The sequence below is a fragment of the Winogradskyella poriferorum genome, assembly GCF_050618035.1.
In the GTDB taxonomy this organism is placed as follows: Bacteria; Bacteroidota; Bacteroidia; order Flavobacteriales; family Flavobacteriaceae; genus Winogradskyella; species Winogradskyella poriferorum_A.
On the sequence record NZ_JBODPY010000001.1, the window covers coordinates 132,721 to 153,832 of the forward strand.

The 21,112-nt window shown below is 34.4% G+C and carries 16 protein-coding genes; 6 read left to right on the top strand and 10 right to left on the bottom strand.

What is annotated here, in order from left to right; genetic code table 11:
* Positions 1-12 precede the first annotated feature (12 nt).
* A complete protein-coding gene (locus tag ACRHOC_RS00650; RefSeq protein ID WP_431156562.1) occupies positions 13-2,187 on the bottom strand; it encodes a carboxy terminal-processing peptidase in 2,175 nt (724 codons plus the stop codon).
* Between the two features lie 164 nt (positions 2,188-2,351).
* Here ACRHOC_RS00650 and surE point away from each other — a divergent pair, with 164 nt between their 5' ends.
* From surE to ACRHOC_RS00670, 4 genes are read left to right on the top strand one after another with little or no spacing between them, the layout of a single operon-like run.
* A complete protein-coding gene (surE, locus tag ACRHOC_RS00655) occupies positions 2,352-3,134 on the top strand; it encodes a 5'/3'-nucleotidase SurE (RefSeq protein ID WP_431156563.1) in 783 nt (260 codons plus the stop codon).
* A gap of 12 nt (positions 3,135-3,146) precedes the next feature.
* On the top strand, positions 3,147-4,256 hold the full coding sequence (gene lpxB / locus ACRHOC_RS00660) for a lipid-A-disaccharide synthase (protein WP_431156564.1): 1,110 nt from the start codon (positions 3,147-3,149) through the stop codon (positions 4,254-4,256).
* Positions 4,240-4,767 (top strand): C40 family peptidase, encoded by a 528-nt coding sequence (locus tag ACRHOC_RS00665; protein ID WP_431156565.1) that lies wholly within the window; start codon positions 4,240-4,242, stop codon positions 4,765-4,767. Before lpxB ends, ACRHOC_RS00665 begins: the two co-directional genes overlap by 17 nt.
* Positions 4,768-4,794: 27 nt before the next feature.
* On the top strand, positions 4,795-6,825 hold the full coding sequence (locus ACRHOC_RS00670) for a ComEC/Rec2 family competence protein (protein ID WP_431156566.1): 2,031 nt from the start codon (positions 4,795-4,797) through the stop codon (positions 6,823-6,825).
* 7 nt (positions 6,826-6,832) lie between these two features.
* Here ACRHOC_RS00670 and ACRHOC_RS00675 read toward each other — a convergent pair whose 3' ends face one another.
* The 4 genes from ACRHOC_RS00675 to ACRHOC_RS00690 all read right to left on the bottom strand — a co-directional run bounded on the left by ACRHOC_RS00675 (position 6,833) and on the right by ACRHOC_RS00690 (position 12,990).
* Positions 6,833-7,405, bottom strand: a complete 573-nt coding sequence (locus ACRHOC_RS00675) for a thioredoxin family protein (RefSeq protein WP_431156567.1) — start codon at positions 7,403-7,405, stop codon at positions 6,833-6,835.
* Between the two features lie 85 nt (positions 7,406-7,490).
* A complete protein-coding gene (locus ACRHOC_RS00680; protein WP_431156568.1) occupies positions 7,491-9,266 on the bottom strand; it encodes a peptide MFS transporter in 1,776 nt (591 codons plus the stop codon).
* A gap of 66 nt (positions 9,267-9,332) precedes the next feature.
* Positions 9,333-10,730: a peptide MFS transporter gene (locus tag ACRHOC_RS00685; protein WP_431156569.1), complete on the bottom strand. Its 1,398-nt coding sequence runs from the start codon at positions 10,728-10,730 to the stop codon at positions 9,333-9,335.
* 28 nt (positions 10,731-10,758) lie between these two features.
* Positions 10,759-12,990 carry a S9 family peptidase gene (locus tag ACRHOC_RS00690; protein WP_431156570.1) on the bottom strand — a complete coding sequence of 744 codons (2,232 nt, stop codon included), beginning with the start codon at positions 12,988-12,990 and terminating at the stop codon, positions 10,759-10,761.
* Between the two features lie 150 nt (positions 12,991-13,140).
* Here ACRHOC_RS00690 and ACRHOC_RS00695 point away from each other — a divergent pair, with 150 nt between their 5' ends.
* Together ACRHOC_RS00695 and ACRHOC_RS00700 are read left to right on the top strand one after the other, a co-directional pair.
* Complete coding sequence (locus ACRHOC_RS00695) at positions 13,141-14,457, top strand: hydroxymethylglutaryl-CoA reductase, degradative (protein ID WP_431156571.1); 1,317 nt, start codon at positions 13,141-13,143, stop codon at positions 14,455-14,457.
* Between the two features lies 1 nt (position 14,458).
* A complete protein-coding gene (locus ACRHOC_RS00700) occupies positions 14,459-15,367 on the top strand; it encodes a GYDIA family GHMP kinase (protein ID WP_431156572.1) in 909 nt (302 codons plus the stop codon).
* Between the two features lie 53 nt (positions 15,368-15,420).
* Here ACRHOC_RS00700 and ACRHOC_RS00705 read toward each other — a convergent pair whose 3' ends face one another.
* The 5 genes from ACRHOC_RS00705 to ACRHOC_RS00725 all read right to left on the bottom strand — a co-directional run bounded on the left by ACRHOC_RS00705 (position 15,421) and on the right by ACRHOC_RS00725 (position 21,105).
* A complete protein-coding gene (locus ACRHOC_RS00705; protein ID WP_431156573.1) occupies positions 15,421-17,571 on the bottom strand; it encodes a SurA N-terminal domain-containing protein in 2,151 nt (716 codons plus the stop codon).
* 94 nt (positions 17,572-17,665) lie between these two features.
* Positions 17,666-18,955 carry a hemolysin family protein gene (locus ACRHOC_RS00710; protein WP_431156574.1) on the bottom strand — a complete coding sequence of 430 codons (1,290 nt, stop codon included), beginning with the start codon at positions 18,953-18,955 and terminating at the stop codon, positions 17,666-17,668.
* Positions 18,956-18,958: 3 nt separating this feature from the next.
* Positions 18,959-19,150, bottom strand: a complete 192-nt coding sequence (locus ACRHOC_RS00715; protein WP_431156575.1) for a hypothetical protein — start codon at positions 19,148-19,150, stop codon at positions 18,959-18,961.
* Between the two features lie 27 nt (positions 19,151-19,177).
* Positions 19,178-19,744: an LPS export ABC transporter periplasmic protein LptC gene (lptC, locus tag ACRHOC_RS00720; RefSeq protein ID WP_431156576.1), complete on the bottom strand. Its 567-nt coding sequence runs from the start codon at positions 19,742-19,744 to the stop codon at positions 19,178-19,180.
* Positions 19,744-21,105 (bottom strand): tetratricopeptide repeat protein, encoded by a 1,362-nt coding sequence (locus ACRHOC_RS00725; protein WP_431156577.1) that lies wholly within the window; start codon positions 21,103-21,105, stop codon positions 19,744-19,746. The genes lptC and ACRHOC_RS00725 overlap by 1 nt, the downstream gene beginning before the upstream one ends.
* Positions 21,106-21,112: the final 7 nt, after the last annotated feature.

A 21,112-nucleotide genomic window follows, 5' to 3' on the forward strand; every position in this document is an offset into this window, starting at 1 on the left:
CTACTATTTATTCTAATTCTTTACACCTGCAACATTGTTTTTAATTGCATATGTCATTCTTAAATCATTTAGGACATTCAAGGCTTCTTCTATATAAACATCTCTAGAAAGATTTTCGTGCCAACGCTTACGTTTTTCTTTTAAAACAGAATCTTGTTGCATTAGGTTAATTTCATAAGGCAATGAATTAAACGTAAGATCAGTTTTGTAATCTGATAATTTTTCAAATCGCTTAGCCTCTTGCTCGTTTAATTCCATCTCTGCCCTGTAATCGTTGTAATTGAGAGAATAAACTTCTCGATCTCTAATTTTCTTAACCCATTTTGCGTTAGCGTCTATCAACTTTAGTTGTTCATTAGCTGCCATTCGCGCTTTACTTTTATTTATGGTTTCTTCATAATCAAAATAATTTCCCCACTGCTCATAATCAACTGGATCTATTTTATCCCAAGGCAATGGGTTTTCTTGATCTTTTTCACCAATATTAATGTAACTATAACGGTCTGGTACAATAACATCACTTTTAACACCTTCTAACTGTGTAGACCCACCATTGATTCTGTAGAATTTCTGAGTCGTGAACTTAAGAGCTCCCATATCACCGTTAGAATTGTTGCGCACCATTCTATTTAGGTCTAGAACATTTTGTACTGTCCCCTTACCATAAGTTTGTTTACTACCAATTACAATACCACGCTTATAATCTTGCATTGCTGCTGCTAAAATTTCAGATGCTGATGCCGATAATTCATTAACCAAGATAACAAGAGGTCCATCCCATACAATTGCTCTATCACGATCTCTCAGTACTTCTTTTGGCTCACCTGTAGTTTTAACCTGTACAACAGGACCTTCTTCAATAAACAAACCGACAATGTCAACTACGGTTTGAAGCGATCCTCCACCATTGTTTCTAAGATCTAAAACTAACCCTTCCATTCCAACTTCTTTAAGCCTCTCAATTTCCTTCTTTATATCAGATGCAGCATTACGATTATCGTAACTCTGAAAATCAACATAGAACTTTGGAAGATTAATAACACCAAAAGTTTTACCTTCTTTCTCTACTGTAGAAGACTTAGCATAGGTTTCTTCTAACTCAACTATATCTCTGGTAATAGAAATGTCCTCAATAGTTCCATCAACTTTTTTAAGCGTTAGTGTAACTACTGTTCCTTTTGGTCCCTTTATAAATTTTATGGCATCATCTAAACGCATACCAACCACGTTTACACCTTCCTCCTCATCTTCTTGTTTTACCTTAAGGATTTGATCACCAACCTCAAGTTCGTTAGCTCGCCATGCTGGTCCTCCACTTATGATTTCATTTACAACAATTGCATCCATCTTCTTCTGAAGTCTTGCACCAATACCTTCAAAATTACCTGACATAGCAACATCAAATCTGTCTTTATCCTCTGGTGCAAAATAAAATGTATGCGGATCAAACTCTTCGACTACTGCATTAATATACACAGCAAACCAATCTTTGCGTTGTCTATCATCTATAAAATCGTATAACTCGTCAAGCGAACGCTTCGTAGCTTCTCTAGCTTCTTTTTCTAATTCTGCCATGGATTTATTATCCTTTGTGGTCTGCTTTTCATTCGTTGCAGAAAATACACTTTCAGGAAGTTCGTTTGAAGCAACATCAGAATCTCTTTGTGATACTACCTCATCATAATTTGCAATGGTAGAAAACTTAAGCTGTTGTCTCCAACGCTCCTTCATTTCTTTTTTATTCTTAACGTAGGCTAAAGACTCATATTCGGAAGTGTAAGTCTCATCCTTTGTAAAATCAAACGGCTTTTCTAATAACTCCGCATACAAATCCTTAGATTCTGAAATACGTTTTAATAATCTATCATGGGTTAAGTTGAAGAATGACAAATCATATGACTTTAATTGATCGTCAATCTGATTTTTATACGCTTCGAATTCTTCTATATCTGATTGATAGAAATAGCGCTTAAAAGGATCTAGTTGATTTAAATAATCATAAAATACATTTTCTGAAAATTCATCATTTAACTCTTGTGGATCAAAATGTCCTTGATCGAGAACATAAGTAATCAACTGTATGAGTAGTTTATCTTTATCCGGATTGTCAAATGTCTTACTCGTAAAGCTGCACGACGCAAATGCTATTAAAAGTGCTAGTAAAAAAAACTTGTAATTCCCTCGCATAATCTCTTTGTTTTTGCTATTAAGTTCATACTCAATAATTCACTAAAATAGTGAGAAAAAATCGTGCCATAAAAAAACACGACACTAATTTTTTGTTAAACCTTAACATACTTAACATTTTGAGGTTTTTACTATTTTTACCTTAATTATAAAAAGGACACCATATGGCACAAAGGCCTTTAATTTTAGTAACCAACGATGATGGTATTACGGCACCCGGAATAAGAACTTTAATTAAGGTCATGAATGGGATTGGAGATGTTGTGGTAGTAGCTCCCGATAGTCCTCAGAGTGCTATGGGACATGCTATAACCATTAATTCTACATTGCACTTGGAGAAAGTTGTAATTGATGGTAACCAGCCAGAATATAGCTGTTCAGGAACTCCAGCAGACTGTGTAAAACTAGCTGTAAATGAAATTTTAGACCGAAGACCAGATATATGTGTATCAGGTATAAATCATGGTTCTAACTCTTCTATTAATGTTATCTATTCTGGAACTATGAGCGCGGCTTTAGAAGCTGGCATAGAAGGTATACCTGCTATTGGATTTTCCTTACTCGATTACAGTTGGGGCGCGAATTTTGAACACTGCAAAGCGTTTGTTGAAACTATTACGAAAGAAGTTTTAAAAAATAGCTTACCAGATGGTGTTGTTCTAAACGTAAATATTCCAAACCTTAAAGCACACGAAATAAAAGGTATTAAGGTTTGCAGACAAGCTCGGGCAAACTGGAAAGAAGAATTTGATAAGCGGACTAATCCAATGGGTAGAGAATACTATTGGTTAACAGGTAAGTTTGTGAATATGGATCATGGTGAAGATACGGATGAATGGGCTTTGGCAAATGGGTATGTCTCTGTAGTACCGGTTCAATTTGATTTAACTGCTCATCATACTATTCAAAATCTAAATACTTGGAATCTTAATCAAAATGATCATTAAATCGGCTAGAACATGAAATATTATATTGTTGCTGGCGAGGCCTCAGGAGATCTACATGGCTCTAACTTAATGAAAGCACTTTTTATACAAGATAAAAGTGCAAATATTAGGTTTTGGGGTGGTGATTTAATGCAATCTGTTGGTGGAACTTTAGTGAAGCACTATAAAGAAAGACAGTTTATGGGCTTTGCTGAAGTTATATTTAATTTGAGAAAGATCTTAGGCTTAATAAAATTTTGCAAGAACGATATAGAAGCGTATCAACCCGATGTTATCATTTTTATAGACAATTCTGGTTTCAATCTTCGTATTGCAAAATGGGCAAAACAAAAAGAATTTAGAACCCATTATTTTATTTCACCACAAGTTTGGGCATCTAGAGCTAAACGCGTAGAAAAAATAAAGCGCGATGTCGATGCCATGTACTGTATTTTACCATTCGAAAAAGACTTCTACAAAAAATTTGATTATGATGTAAATTTTGTTGGACACCCTCTAATTGATGCGATTTCAGATCGTCCTCAGGTTAACGAAATAAAATTTAGAAAAGCTCATCATTTAAGTAATAAGCCAATAATTGCACTTTTGCCTGGAAGTCGAAAACAAGAAATTACAAAGATGCTTGGTGTAATGCTCAGTCTAGTTGATGATTTTAAAAATTATCAATTCGTAATTGCCGGAGCACCTAGTCAAGATTTTGAATTTTATAAACCTTTTATGCATCAAAATGATGTTGGTTTTATAGCCAACAAAACTTATGATTTGCTTAGTATTTCGTATGCTGCTTTGGTCACCTCTGGCACTGCCACACTCGAGACAGCCCTTTATAAAGTACCTCAAGTAGTCTGTTACAAAGCCAATCCTATTTCTTATCACATTGCTAAACGCATCATAACTCTTAAATACATCTCGTTAGTAAATTTAATAATGGACAAACCGGTTGTAACTGAGCTTATTCAAGGTGATTTAAATCAAAAAAAGTTAAAAGAAGAACTTGAATCTATTTTGAATTCTGAAAAACGCGAACAACTTTATCTCGATTATTTTGAACTCGAAGAAAAATTAGGTGGTAAAGGGGCCAGTGCTAAAACTGCAAAACTTATTTATGAAGCCATTACGTAGTATAAAATTATTGAGCCTTGTTATTTTAATACTTGTAAGCTTAACAAGTTGCAAATCTAAAAAGCGTTATACCGCAACCAAATCCTCTAGCAAGACTATTAAGGTTAACACAAATTCCAAAGTCTCTAAGGAAGCCAAAGACATTATTAAATATGCAAAAACCTTTAATGGTACACGTTATAAATATGGTGGGACCAACAAACGTGGTATGGATTGTTCTGGACTTGTTTACACAAGTTTTAGAGAACATGACATTAGTGTCCCAAGGACCACATCAGAATTAAAGTCTTATGGTGACTGGGTAGATATTAAAGAGGTTAATGTTGGTGACCTTGTATTTTTTGCAACTAAAAAAAACAGTCGCAAGGTTAACCATGTAGGCATTGTAACCAATGTACGCACAGGCAATGTAGAGTTTATACATGCCTCGAGTAGTAAAGGTGTAATGATCTCCTCGCTTGCAGAACGCTACTGGTACTTTGCCTTTGTACAGGCAAGACGTGTATTGTAAATCTTTTTTATTTTAGGGTTTCGTTTTATGAAACTCCTCAATTTTAATATCATAAAGCTTACACTAGCTCTAATTTCAGGGATTGGTATAGCACATTATTTTAATATCAATTCACGTTTGGCGTGGCCCCTCACATTAGCACTAATTTTAATAGTAGCAGTTTATTGGTTTAAGATTAAAAATACCATTCATAGACATCCCATTTTTGGAATTCTGATCTACCTCTGTTTTTTATGCATTGGCGCAAACACTTATAACCTTAAGGACGAAAAACAGCACTCTGATCACTATACTAACTTAAACCTCGGCCCAGAACTGCATCGGATTGAATTGCAAATTTCTGAACGCTTAAAACCAGATACCTATAACGCCAAATATATTGCGAGAGTAATTGGTATTGATGATGTTAAGTCTCAAGGTCGGCTTTTGATTAATGTGAGCAAGGACTTTAGCCGAACTAGTTTTGGTATCGATGATAAAATAATTGCTGTAACCTCATTAAATGATATACAAAAACCACTGAATCCTCATCAATTTGATTACAGCAACTACTTGCAACTAAGACACGTCTTTGGTCAGCTATATTTAAATTCCAAGAATTACAAAGTCATAGATTCATCAAAGCAAACAATATATGGATACTCAGACTTCTTAAGATATACCATAAATCGTAATCTTATTGAAGCCGGATTTAAAGATGATGTATTGTCTATTATAAATGCACTTTTATTAGGGCAACGTCAAAATATTGATAAGTCTATTTATAATAATTATGTTAATTCTGGAACTATTCACATTTTAGCTGTTTCTGGTTTACATGTTGGAATCTTATTGTGGATTTTGAATTTCATACTTCGACCAATATTATTCTTAAAATATGGAAGAATTATAAGACCCTTAATAATAGTCCTACTTCTATGGTGTTTTGCAATAATTGCTGGCCTTTCACCATCAGTAACAAGAGCCGTAACTATGTTTAGTATCATTAGCATTGCAATGCATTTTAAACGCCCCACAAATATTTATAACACACTATTTATTTCAGCTTTTATTATTCTTCTATTTAAACCAAGATTTTTATTCGAAGTTGGTTTTCAACTTAGCTATCTAGCAGTATTCGGAATTGTCAGTATACAACCCTTAATTTATAAATTATGGAAGCCTAAATTTTTAATAATCGATAAATTTTGGCAGATTTTCACAGTTACGATAGCTGCACAAATTGGTGTCTTACCCATTAGTCTATTTTATTTTCATCAATTCCCAGGATTGTTTTTTGTCTCTAACCTGATAGTTATTCCTTTTTTAAGCCTTATACTCGGATTTGGATTACTAATAATAATTCTAGCGTTACTAAATTGGCTTACACCAATTATTGTTGACACCTATAGTACTATTATAGAATTGCTTAATGACTTTATTGCTTGGATCGCACAATACGAAGAATTTCTATTTAGAGATATTCCATTTAGACTATTTGAAGTCATCTTAACTTATTTAGTAATCGTAGCATTTGTACAAACCATTCGCACAAAAGCTGTCAAATGGTTTTCCATATGCCTAATTGGCGTCATTACTTTTCAAGTCTCTTTTATTACAAAAAAGTACCTTACTAAAGATGAGGCCTTAATCATATTCAATAAAAGTCGGCACACTCTAATTGGACAAAAAAGTAATAGTAGACTAGTTCTACATCATAATCTAGATGTCGAAAAAAGAAATATTGACAATACAATTTCAAACTACATGGTTGGAGAGGAGATTTCAGAAGTTGTTGAAGATCACATCCAGAATATTTATCAATTCAATAAACGGAGAATTTTAGTTGTTGATAGCATTGGCGTATATAACAACATAAGCTTTAAACCAGATTATATATTACTTATTAATTCCCCAAAACTCAATCTCAATAGGCTTATAGATAGCATTAAACCCAAACTCATCATTGCCGATGCTAGTAATTACAAATCCTATATCCACCGATGGCAAAAAGCAAGTCTGGATAAAAAAATCCATTTCCATTACACAAATGAAAAGGGAGCTTTTATATTAAAATAAGGGTTTTTTACTCAGCCTTAAAGGAAGGTTTAAACGCTCTGTAATAATCGTTAAACGCCTCTTGCGTTGTCATTTCCTTATGCTTATTCTCTTTAAACAATTTAAGGTATAACTCTAATTGTTGCGGTTTTAAGTAACCAGATATTGGTGCTAACATATTAGCATCTTCGTCTAAAAAGACCATTGTTGGGTAGGAGTTAACTCTTAAATATCTTGTAAACTCATGCACCGCATTTCTCCGCTTTACCTTTGCAGGATCAAAGTTTGGATTACTAAACGTGCGCTCTTTAAAATTAACAGTAGAGTTACCTTCTGCATCAAACTTCACCGCATAATAATTATCATTAATATAATCTACAACATCCGCATTATGAAAGGTATACTTATCTAACATTTTGCATGGCCCACACCAATTGGTGTATACATCCATAAATATTTTCTTGGGCTGTTGCTTCTGCATTTCTAAGGCCTCCTCTATGGTAAGCCATTTGATTGTAGCCTCGTTTTCCGATACCGGATTTTGGATTGACAAAAAGGTGCCAAATGCCACGAAAGCTATTAGGTATTGTAACTTTTTCATACTTCGATTTGTTGCAATTGTTATACCGAACTTACAAAAAATGCTCAGAAAATGGCTCATTTTAGCGTTTTTTAACGGTTATAACCTAGCGCACACCATGCATTAATTTCTTTAAAAGCGGGTGTAATGCAAACGAGATTAGACCGAGTACAATTGGCACTATTGTAAAGATTAAAAAGAAATTAGACAGACCACTTTCATTAGATATCTTTTCAATATCACCACCCACATAATGTGCCATTTTATTTCCTATAGCAATAGCGAGATAATACACACCAAACATAAAGGCTACCATTCTTGCAGGTATCAATTTACTCAAATATGATAAGCCCATTGGAGATAAACAAAGCTCACCCAATGTATGGAATAGATAAGCCAAAACGAGCCAAATCATACTCAGTTTAGCTGACTCAGCACCAAGAGGAACATTTCTAGACGCAAAGGCTAAAAATCCAAATCCTATGGCCATTACGATTAACCCTAAGCCATACTTTACTGATGCTGGCGGATTATACTTACTGTCCCACCACTTTGTAAATAATGGCGCAAAAATTATAATGAATAAGGAGTTTAAAATGGCAAACCATGTAACTGGAACTTCAGTTTCTGTTGATTGAAATTCTGTGTATAATTTAAAAATAACAATCGCCCATACTATTAAGAAACTAACTCCTAAAATTATATTTGAAAAACTAATTCTATTAAACGTTTGTCTAAAAAGACTTATTAAAACATAAGTAATAATGGCTATTGGTACAACAGTAACAATTAAATCTATGATCTTAAATGTCATTGCCGCATTGCCTACAAGTAGTCGATCCGTAAAATCTCTGGTATAAAGTGGTAATGACCCAGCGGCTTGTTCGAAGGCCGCCCAAAAGAAAATGGTAAAAATACAGAATATTGTAAATGCAATCATTCTATCTCTAACAACACGCTCATATCTTGGAATTCTAACTACAAGAATTATAATAAACATAATCGCTGCCAAAAGCGCAAAGAATAAAGAATCGGTCATCCCAGCAATATCAAAACTTAAAACATGTATATCGCCAATCTTACTTAAGGGATCGTTTACAATAAAAATTAATGCGGATAGAATAAAAATTCCTATTAAGACATAATCTAGGGTTACAAACTTATTTAGCTTTCCACTAATCTTTTCTTTAGTATCATCAACGTTATCGGTAAGTGTATCAATAATACCCTTTTCTTCATCTTTAGGTTTAGCACCAACATCTCCAAAAAGTGGTTGCGCATAATAAAACTGAACCATTCCTAAGAACATGAATATACCTGCCAATCCAAAGCCATAGCTCCATCCAACTTTTTCACCAACCCATCCACATAGCATTATACCAATAAAAGCACCAGCATTTACACCCATGTAAAAAATATTATAGGCACCATCTTTTTTATCGTCGTGCCCTTCATACATTTTGGAAATGATAGACGTCATATTTGGCTTAAAAAACCCATTACCTAAAATTAAAAATGCAATACCTATATATAAGAATGCAGGTGTCTCCACAGCCATTGAGGCATGCCCTAAAGTCATTAATAGCGCTCCTATGACGACTGCCATACGATAACCTATTTTGTTATCTGCTAACCAGCCACCAACAATTGGTGTAAGGTATACAAACAATGCATATGTCCCTAAAAGAGATAATGCAGATTCGGTACTCCAACCCCAACCAGGATTATCACCAGTAACCATTCCGGTAAGAAAAATAACAAGGATAGCACGCATTCCGTAATAGGAAAAACGTTCCCACATCTCAGTAAAGAAAAGCACGAACAATCCTGCCGGATGGCCCATAACTTTAGTCGCGAAAAAATTCTCGGAATTTTTATTCATAAAAAGATTGTTTAGTTAGTATAGAAAAACCCTCACACAAAGAATTGTATGAGGGTATGATTTTAATTAGTCGTTGATATCTGGATCGGCAAGTTCATATTTTTCTGCCTCTAGCATTTCGTGCTCATTATCTTCTGCACCGTGTGTAAGACTCTCAAGTTTCTTTCTAAAAACCATAACTAAAAGTCCGAAGGCCACACAGAAAACTGCGATTCCAGTAAAGATGGTGAACTCACCTAATTTTTCAGAAGCCTCTCCTAACAGACCAGCAAGTTTATTGCCAAAACCAGTCATCGCAAAATAAACACCCATCATTAATGATGCATATTTTATTGGCGCCAATTTAGTAATATATGATAACGCTACCGGAGAAATACATAGTTCTCCAACAGTATGGAATAAATACGCTAATACTAACCAATACATAGCAGATGCACCAGCGCTTTCATATTCAGCAGAAGCTGCAGTCATAAAGAAGAAACCAGTACCCATAATGATTAATCCAACAATCATTTTAAATAATCCTGTAGAAAGTTTTCCTTTAAGTTTACGATGTGCCCAATAACCAGCCACAGTTGTTCCAAGGAAGATAATAAACATAGCATTTAATGATTGGAACCATGATGCTGGTACTTCCCAGCCCATCAACATTCTGTTGGTTTTCTCTGAGGCATAAATATTCATTAAACCACCAGCTTGTTCAAAAGCACCCCAGAATACAATTACTAATAAGAATGATATGAATAAAACTACAACACGATCTTTCTCAATCTTGGTAAGTGGCTTATTCATCGCTTCTTTTTCAACCTTGTTTTCAGAAGCGCCTAAGAAGTTACCAACCTGTTTTAAATATTTTAATCCAACAAGATACTGAATCAATCCAGCTGCCATACCAATACCAGCAAGTCCAAATCCGTAGTGCCATCCATGAACTTCACCTACATATCCTACGATTAAACTCGATAAGAATGCTCCAATATTAATACCAATATAAAATATAGTAAACCCTTTATCTCTTCTAATATCTCCTTGCTTGTAAAGACCTCCAACCATTGTAGAAATGTTTGGCTTTAGCATACCTACACCAGCAATGATTAGTCCTAAACCTGTGTAAAATGCCCATAATTGTTCAACAGCCAAAATACTGTGCCCAGCAACGAGTAATATTCCACCATAAAGAACTGATTTTTTCTGACCAAGAAATTTATCTGCAATCCAGCCTCCAGGAATTGAGGCTACATAAACCAGCATTGTGTACCATCCATAAAGGGCCAGTGCTTCTCCATTTGTCCAACCAAGACCTGCATTATCTCCTGTGGCTTGTGCAACGAGATAAAGTACTAAAATAGCACGCATTCCGTAGTAGGAAAAACGTTCCCACATTTCGGTAAAAAATAATACATATAATCCCACTGGATGCCCAAAAAGTTCCTTTTGGTGCGGTTGTTTGATTGCTGTTGACATATAATTAAAATTTAGTTAGTTAGTTTGATTATCCTTTGATTTTAGAAGTCTCCTCCTCTTTTTCTTCGGAAACTTCTCGCTTATCACCGAGCGTTTTATGAATGAAATTAGTCATTTTCTTATACAGATGAAGACGTGTATTGCCACCATATATCCCATGGTTTTTGTCTGGATATATCATCCATTCAAATTGTTTGTCTGCCTGAACCAATGCCTCAACCATTCGCATTGTATTTTGTAAGTGTACATTATCATCACCAGAGCCATGTATTAACAAGAAATCACCTTTAAGTTTATCTACATGATTAATTGGCGAATTTTCGTCATAACCACTTGGGTTTTCTTGTGGAGTAGTCATATAACGCTCTGTATAGATTGTATCATAGAATCTCCAGCTCGTTACAGGTGCCACAGCAATTGCCATTTTAAAAACATCATTACCTTTAAAAAGCGCATTACTACTCATAAAGCCACCATAACTCCAACCCCAAATCCCAATACGATCTTCATCGATGTAGGACAACTCACCTAATTTTTGAGCCGCAGCAATTTGATCTTCAACTTCATATTTACCCAATTCATTTTGAGTTACTTTTTTAAATGCTGCACCTTTAAAGCCTGTTCCTCTCCCATCGATACATACAACTACATAACCCTCTTGTGCTAATAACTGATACCAGTAATCATTTATACCATTCCAACGATTTGCAACAGACTGAGATCCTGGCCCTGAGTACTGATACATAAATAGAGGATATTCCTTCTTCTCATCAAAGTTGGCTGGTTTAATCATCCACATATTAAGATCATTGCCATTGACATTGATGGTGAAAAATTCTTTTTTTGATGTTTTATATTCTCCTATCTTTTGAGCTAGTCTATCATTATCCTTTATACTCTTTACAACCTCTCCCGATTTAGCACTATTTAAAGTATATTCTGGAGGTGTTGTTGCACTAGAATGTGTATTGATAAAATAGGTGAAATCTGCACTAAAGGAAGCACTGTTTGAGCCTGTTGTTTTAGTGAGGCGTTTTTTATTCTTACCATTTAATTTAATTGAGAATATATCTCTGTTGATAGAGCCATTTTCAGTAGACTGGAAATAAATAGTATTTGCTTTCTCATTAAAGCCATAGTAGTCAGTAACTTCCCAATCGCCTTGTGTTACCTGATTAATTAAATCTCCATCTTTAGAATAGTGGTAAATGTGATTAAACCCATCCTTCTCACTCGTCCAGATAAAACTATTATCCTCTAAGAACGTAAGATTAAATGTTACATCAATATATGCATTGTCTTTTTCCGCCAAAGCGATTTTAGAGGTATTTGATTTGGTATCTATCATCCACAAATCCAATTCGTTTTGATGTCTATTCATATACTGTGCACTTAAGACATTAGCGTCCTTCGTCCACTTAATTCTTGGAATATAAAAATCTGAGTACGCTTTGTTCACCTTGATTTCACTTAGAGATTTTGATCCTAAATCATAAAGGTGTAAGGTCACTAAAGAATTTGCTTCACCAGCTTTTGGGTATTTAAAAACTTGCTGCGTTTGGTATAAGCCAGATCCAAAAACATCCATAGAAAATTCTGGGACAGCGGTTTCATCAAATCTTATAAAGGCAATTTGATTACTATCAGCATTCCAATCAAAAGCTCGTACAAAACTGAACTCTTCTTCATATACCCAATCTGTAATACCATTAATGATTTTATTTTTTTCACCATCGAAAGTAATCTGTTCTACATTACCAGATGCTAAATCTTTTACATATAGATTATTTTCAAAACCATATGCTATTTTAGTCCCATCTGGAGATAAAGTTGGTTCCTGAACTAAATCATCAGATACTTTTGTTACCGATTTTGAATTGATATCGTAAACATAATACTCACCTAATGTAGAACGTCTAAAAACCGGAATTTGGTTAGTTGTAAGTATCACTTTAGATTCATCGTCACTAAAGCTATAATCAAAAAAACCTTGAATTTCTTCAATATCTTCTGAAGAGACCAAGGTTTTTACTTTCTGTAATGTTTTATAATCATAAATATCAATACTCGCATTTCTTGTTTGCCTATCGAAATTTAGAATTGAATATTGCTTTCCATTATTCATAGAATGTAAAGCCTGCATACCTTCGGTTCGAAAGGTACCACTCCATATTTCCTCAAGTGTTATTTGCTTATTTTGACAGTAGATTAACGTTGTGGTAAGAAAGCCAATGATGGCTAAAGCGTGTTTCATTTTCATAAAGACAATTTTCAAAATAACGATGTCAAGTTTACTAAAAATTATGCAAAAAACCTTCTTTATTAACAGTAAATCCGCATAATAAAAGGTAAAAGGACAAGTTTTATACCAATCCTCTGTATCTTTGTATTTTTTAAAATTAACCACACTATGCCAAATATGATTGCTGGCTTTTCAAAGCTTTCAAAATCCGAAAAAATCGACTGGCTTCTCACGACATATTTCTCAGATATAGAGACGTCGAGAGCTTTGGTAAAACAGTATTGGAACACGGACGAAAAGCTACAAAGGCTTCATGATGAGTTTATTGAAAACACAATTACTAATTATTATTTGCCCTTAGGTGTGGCTCCTAACTTTTTAATAAATGATTCGCTTTATGCTGTTCCAATGGCCATTGAAGAGAGCTCTGTCGTTGCCGCAGCTAGTAAGTCTGCTAAGTTTTGGTTGGAGCGTGGTGGTTTTAAAACTGAAGTCATTTCAACAGAAAAAATAGGTCAGGTTCATTTTACTTTTAAAGGTGCATTTACCAAATTGAATGACTTTTTTAATTCTATAAAGTCAGTTTTTGTAGATGACGCCTCAGATATCACAAAGAACATGGAACGGCGTGGTGGTGGTATTCTAGATATTGAATTAATAGACAAAACTGATGAGTTAGACAATTATTATCAGCTACACGCCACCTTTGAAACACTCGATGCTATGGGTGCTAATTTTATTAATTCTTGTCTAGAGCAATTTGCGAGCACTTTAAAGCGTGAAGCCACAAAATACGACGGTTTTAATAGTGAAGAGAAAGACATTTCGGTAATAATGAGTATACTTTCTAATTATGTTCCTAATTGTCTTGTAAAGGCTGAAGTTGCCTGTCCAATAGATGCTCTTAAAAGTAAAGACATAAATAACCCAGAGTTGTTTGCCACTAAATTTAAACAGGCCGTTAACATTGCAGAAATTGAACCTTACAGAGCCGTTACCCATAATAAAGGTATAATGAACGGCATTGATGCTGTCGTACTGGCAACAGGAAACGATTTTAGAGCTGTAGAAGCTGGTGTGCATGCATACGCCTCAAGACATGGTAAATACTATAGCCTCACCCATTGTTCTATCGACAATGGTATTTTTAAATTCTGGATTGAAATCCCACTTGCACTTGGGACTGTTGGTGGATTAACTAGCCTTCACCCTTTAGTTAAGTTTTCACTTGAGCTGCTTAAAAACCCGACAGCGAGAGAACTTATGCAAATTGTAGCTGTGGCAGGCCTTGCCCAAAACTTTGCAGCAGTGAAATCATTGACCACAACTGGAATACAACAAGGTCATATGAAGATGCATTTAATGAATATTTTAAATCAATTTGAAGCAACTGCAGATGAAAAGTCTCAATTGATTGAGCATTTTAAATCGAATGTTGTAACTCATAGTGCCGTAGTTGAGGCTATTGAAAATCTAAGAAACTAAATTGAAAACCTTTAGAAGTAATGGTAAGTTATTGTTAACTGCAGAATATGCAGTTTTAGATGGTGCCTTAGCTTTAGCTTTACCCTCACGTTACGGACAATCATTATCCATTTCTGAGGCCAAAAAAGACCTTCATTGGACAAGCTTTGATGAAAATAACAACATATGGTTTCAAGATAAATTTGAATGGATGAATGGACAACTTATTTCCAAAGCACATGAGAATCCTATCTCAAAACGACTGCTTCAAATTTTTGGTGCTGTACAACAATTGAATCCAGGATTTTTAAAAGATGGTGATTGTTATAACATTGAAACATATCAAGATTTTAATAGACTTTGGGGACTTGGAACGTCTTCTACATTAATTAATAATGTAGCGCAATGGGCCAAAATTGATGCCTATGAGCTCCTTGATCTTACCTTTGGAGGTAGTGGCTATGACATTGCCTGTGCACAACATAATCAGCCTATTACCTATCAACTAACCGATGACAAAAAACCGACTGTAGAAGTAGTTGAATTTAATCCTAGTTTTCAAACCAACCTCTATTTCCTTTATCTAGAGCAAAAACAAGATAGTAGGTCGGGTATAAAAGCTTATCGTGCTCTCGGTAAAGTTGATAACACATCATTAACTGAGATTTCTGAGATCACACATTCCATAATAAACACGTCTCAGCACGATGAATTTAATAGCTTAATTGATGCGCATGAAAATATCATTGCACGTTTAATATCTGATGAACCCATTAAAACTAGATTATTTAATGACTTTAACGGATCTATTAAAAGTCTTGGCGCTTGGGGTGGCGATTTTATTTTAGTGTCAACTAAAACTGATCCTACAAACTATTTTTCTGCTAAAGGCTACAAAACTGTAATACCTTATAGAGATATGGTATTATAAAAAAAGCCTTGCATTATCTGCAAGGCCTTCTTTTATAATTTATTTGTTTAACACTAATAAACAGTCTTAGCTCTATTGTCTTCGATATCTGCTGCTTTCTCTAAAGCTTGGTATACTTTTGACTGTACAGAATTTCTCTTCTCTGTATTTAATCTGTTTATAATTGCTGTATAGTTTTCTAAAGAAGTAGCATCACTAATTTTAGTCACCTCTACAACATAAACTCCTTTTTCACCATCTATAGGCTTTGAAGTTCCACCCTCTGATAATCCAAAAGCTGCACCAACAACTTTAGGTTCTACACCAGCGCCTGATAAAGTTGTACTCTTTATTGTTAAAGCAGCAGCTGTTCTTGGACTTTGGCTTTGATTTGTTGCAATTTCATTTACAGTTGTTGCCGAAAGTTTCTCGCGGATCATCTGTGCCTTCTTTTCCTTTCTAATTTCAGGTAAAGCAATTATCGAAGCGTCTTCTACACTCATTAAACCTTCATCATTACTTTCTACCAATTTAGCCACAATAAAACCAAACCCAGATACAGGGAAATTTTTATAATCACCAACATCTGTATCCTCATTAAAGGCCCAACGTACAATCTCTCTTTGACTTCCTAAGCCAGGAATATTCTCATCTAATTCTTTAAATGTAATTGGCTTAACGGTTAATTCGCGCTCCTTAGCTAAGGCATTAAAATCAGAATCTTTTGCTGCGATTTCAAACTTCGACATTTTATTGAAAACATCTTGTAGTGTTTGATCAGATGGCTCAATTTTATCAGCCAATGTTGCTACTTTATAAGTTTTATTAAAGCTCTTTTGCTCTAGAACTTCAATAACATGGTAACCAAAAGACGTTCCTACAACATCAACATCACCTACCTTATTATCGAAAGCATAAGCCTTAAACTCAGGTGCCATACCTGCATTGTAAGCAAACTCAATTTCACCGTCTTGCTCATTACTTACTTTATCAGAAGATAACTCTAATAAATCCATGAATTTTTTACGTCCACTTGTAATTTCTGCTAAAATACTGTCTGCAGTTTTCTTTGCTTCTTCTGGTGTTTTAGTCACAGTAGCATCTGCTCTCTGTCCACCAATATAAGGTACCAATATATGACGCACCTTTACCGAGTCTGGCAATTGTTTTACCTCAATTAATTTTGAAAGTTTGTAGTACTCACCATCCTTATATGGTCCATAATAGTCACCTACATTTAACTGCATTATACTATCCTTTGCCACTCCTGGAAGTTGCGCTTCTCTAAGGAAAGTATCATCAAATTTAAGGTCTGAATATAAGTTTACAAACTCCTCAACATCTTGAGTATTGTCAAACCCAGGAATTGTATCTGTGTTCTTGCTACTGTCATTATACTCTAAACGATCAGCTTTTAAGGCTACTAAATCAGATTTGATTTTATCTTCATCTGCCTGTGATGCTTCTTCTTTGAATTCTACATAAACCAATTCTCTTGTCGCATCTACTTTAAACTTATCCTCATTTCTATTCATGTAGTCTTTTACATCAGACTTTTTTACTTGCACTAAACTATCGGCAATTGAAGTGTAAGGAATCTGAACGTATCTTACGTCTACAGTTTTAGCATCTCCAAAATAATCGTTTTCTGCTTCGTTAATTGTTGTATTAACCCCAGCTTTAATCATATTATAATAAGACTGTTGTACAGCATTCGCTGCGATAGTCTGCTCATTATTAGCCCAGCTCTCATAATTTACCAAGAAGTTTCCTAAAGGTGCAGTATCGCCATTAAGGTCTTTAAGATTAGCAATAAATGCATTCAATCTATTTACATCAAACTGACCATTTTCATCCTGGAATTCTGGATATGAAGAAAAACTTGTCTTAAGAAGATCTCTCATTTCATCTTTCTCAACACCTAATCCCAACTCGTCAAATTCAGTTTCTAACAAGATTTTACGTAATTCTTGGTTATAAATTACATTCATAGCTTGAGTAGATGTTGTTCTACCACCAGATCTATCTTGATAATTCTTAACTTTTTGCTGAAACTCTGTTCTATTAATATCCTTTCCGTTAACTGTTGCAATTACATCAATATTCCCTCCTGTTAAGGCATCAGAATTTTTGAATAAATCACCAATTACAAAGGCAAATAAAGCCATTGCGATTACAAGTATTAATACAAGTGAGCGTTGTCTAATTTTATTTAAAACTGCCATAGTCTCTTTGTTTGCTATAAATAAGTCTGCGAAAATAGCATTTTCTTAGAAATAATAAAAGGAGAAACCTAGTTTTTAAGGGAGATAAAGACAATTAATCTTGCTCTAAAATTTTAAGCAAAACAACATCAATTTTGGTTGAAGAAACTTCCTCTATAGTGAACTTAAAATTATCAATCTGTACGTCCTCATCAACAGATGGTATATCTTCGGCATAATTAACGATGAGACCACCTAAAGTTTCATAATGTTCGCTCTCTGGAAGGTTTAATTTATAGGTTTCGTTAATGTAATCTACTTCTAAGCGTGCTGAAAATCTATATTGATTTTCCGATAGCACTTCCTCCCTTAATGCAACAGTATCGTGCTCATCTTCAATTTCACCAAAAAGTTCTTCGATAATATCTTCAACCGTCATAATACCGCTTGTTCCGCCATACTCATCAATCACAACGGTCATACTGCGACGCTTTTTAATGAGGATATTCAGAACATCTTTTATTAAAATGGTCTCTGGTACAAAACTTACAGGAATAATTATTGAACCAATATCTTTTGGCTTTTTAAACAACTCAAATGCATGTACATAACCTAAAATATCATCAATATTATCTTTGTACACTATAATCTTTGTTCGACCTGTATCGATAAACAACTGTGTTAAGTTTTCTATAGAGTCATTAATCTCAACAGCAGTTATTTCCGTTCTTGGGATCATAACCTCACGTGCCTTTACATCAGAAAATTCGAGTGCATTTTGGAATATTTGAATCTCACTATCAACACTTTCCATGTCTTCGACCGACTCCATCTGTTCACTAATATAATTTCCCAATTCGAGCTTAGTCATTGCCAAGACAACATCCTCACCCTTTGTTTTAAAAACAAAATTCAATACCGTATCGGACAGCCACAATACAAAGTCTGAAATCCACGAAAAAATAAGATAAAATATATAGGTTGGAAGAGCTAATACCTTTAATAAAGTGTTGGCATAAATTTGAAAAAACACCTTTGGTAAAAATTCTGCCGTAAATAAGATGATTAAGGTAGAAATAACCGTTTGTGACAGCAGTTGTAAGTCAACCAGCAGATACTGCAAGGTAAGATTATCACTTGGTAACATTGACTGAAACCAACGTACCAAAACATCTCCCATTTTTAGCCCATAAATTACTAATGCTATATTGTTACCAATTAGCATTGTTGCAATAAACTTTGAGGGTTTTGCTGTAAGCCTAGCTAAGATATTGCCTAGAAAATCACCCTGTTTTTTCTCGAGCTCAATATGTATTTTGTTAGAAGACACATACGCAATCTCCATGCCCGAAAAAAAGGCAGAAAGTATTAGAGATACAACAATTATGACTAAATCGGAAGCCATGGCTTAAGGCTTATTGCGGTCTTCAAATTTTTTTCTGAAGTGTTGTCTAAAAAAGAACATAAATACGGCTAAGGTCGCGAAGAAGAAACTTATATAAGCACTATTTCTGTCGTTACTCCACTCTGATATTCCTTTGTATATAAAGAGTACCGCAATAACTAAATAGGCAAATTGAAAGAATTTCAATAACTTCATTTTCATTATAATTTACAACAAAGATAATTAATTATCGAGTTCAAATACGGCATCAACTTCTAACATCTGAAAGTTCTTAAATTCCTTATCAGAATCAAAACCGTTACCTCTTGTTGGACCTACTAATCGTTTTAAAGTGAAGGGCTGATTTGTGAAAATCCATTCTAATTTTTCATTGTAATAAAGCTGTTCTGTAAAAAGAGAGTCTTTGGTTGGTGTAGCCACCACAACATTTTTTCTTAAATCTATTATATCGGTATCGTTGTACACTATTGCATAGTCTGCAAAAATCTTAGTCACCTTATCCCCTTCACCATAGACTACAAGTTCAATACCATTTGGGAATTCTGAAAAAGAGAAATCTCTATTTGAATAGTCTAACATTTTTGGACTAATTAAATTAGCCATAAGCTTTACAGAATCCTCTTCAACCTCTGTATACTTTAAATCGATATTTTCAGCTTCTCCAACAGGTTGGTTTTGTAAAACACCTACCTTTTGTACTTCTTCGAAATCATTATTACACGAAAAAAACAAAGTCACAGCTAATACTGTGACTAAGTTTAATTTTATATGTAATTGTTTCCAATTCATTAAATACTTGGAACTTTAACAGATCGTCCAATCCAACATCCTATCTGAATGGTTTGTCCTGCATTACCTTTAGTAAATATATCTGCTTTAGAAGGTGCACTTGCTCTGTAGCTTGTTGCTGTTTGTGCTGCTGCCTTCTTTAATCTACCGTCTATTCGTCCAGCCTTTTCAGCAGTACTTGCCGCTAACCAGAATACAGCTCTTTTGCTAAAGTTATCATCACCACAACTGTTTGCACTTTTAGCATACATGTTTGCTATTTTTAAGTATGGTGAACCATCTGAAGGATTTAACTTCATAGCTTCCATAAAGTACTGTCTAGCTCTACTGTAGCTTCCTTTCTTTCTAAAGTCATCTGCCAACTTCTTATAAAGCTTAGACTTTCTTAAAGGATCCGTCTCTAATTCAATAGTTTGATCGAAATACTTTTGCTCATTTGTAAGTATGTACAAGTAATAAGCCGTATCCGCATTTGGTTCTAAACTGTTTTTCTGTTCTACTAATTGTAAGAATAATGGATCATCTTTACAGCCTTTAGCATACATTCTGTTCATAGCACGCTGTAACCAAATTTTATTCTCCTTATTCTGATCAAAATCTTTTTGGTAAAGAGGAATCAACACTTCACAACTCGCTCTTTGTCCTAATTTAGTATCCATACTAGACGTTACCTTTTCGAACGCTGCTAAGTTTGCTTCGTAGTTTTTCTTATAACTCTTTTCCTTTCTTGTTAATTCTGCGCCACCTTCTTCTTTTTGAACAAGCTTGTTTAACTTTTCAGTATAGCTCTTTTCTAAGTTCTCAATAAGTTCGATTACATCATCATACTTATCAAACATTTGCTGAGCAGATTTAACTTTTAGGTCGTATAGATCTACGACTAAAGAGAAATAAGTATATAGACCTTGAGCACTTTTAAAATGTCCTGCATCTTGTTTAAAGGCGTTATCAAACATTTCATAAATGGTCTCACCCGAAGCTCCAAGTTCTTTTCTATACTTGTAAGTTAACTGAGCCTTGTCAGAAATGACTTCACCAACAGGATATTTAGAAGCAAAATTTTCTCTTGCCTGATCCCATAATAACAGTAAATCTTTTATGTGAGCCACCTGGTCTGCTCCTGTAGAGTTACTAATCTTATGTTTTAAGATTTTTTCTCCGTGAGCATAAATTGCTCTATTAAACTTTGGACATTTGTTACGTACAATGTTCCAAGGTCCATAAGCATCATCATATTTTTTACTCTTCACATAACTATCAAATATTGATAGATTGTTCATACACTCTTCATCTTGTTGAGCTACAGTAAAATTGAAGCCCAATAAAAGTGCAATCATCAATAATGTAATTCTCGTCTTCATCTTAATT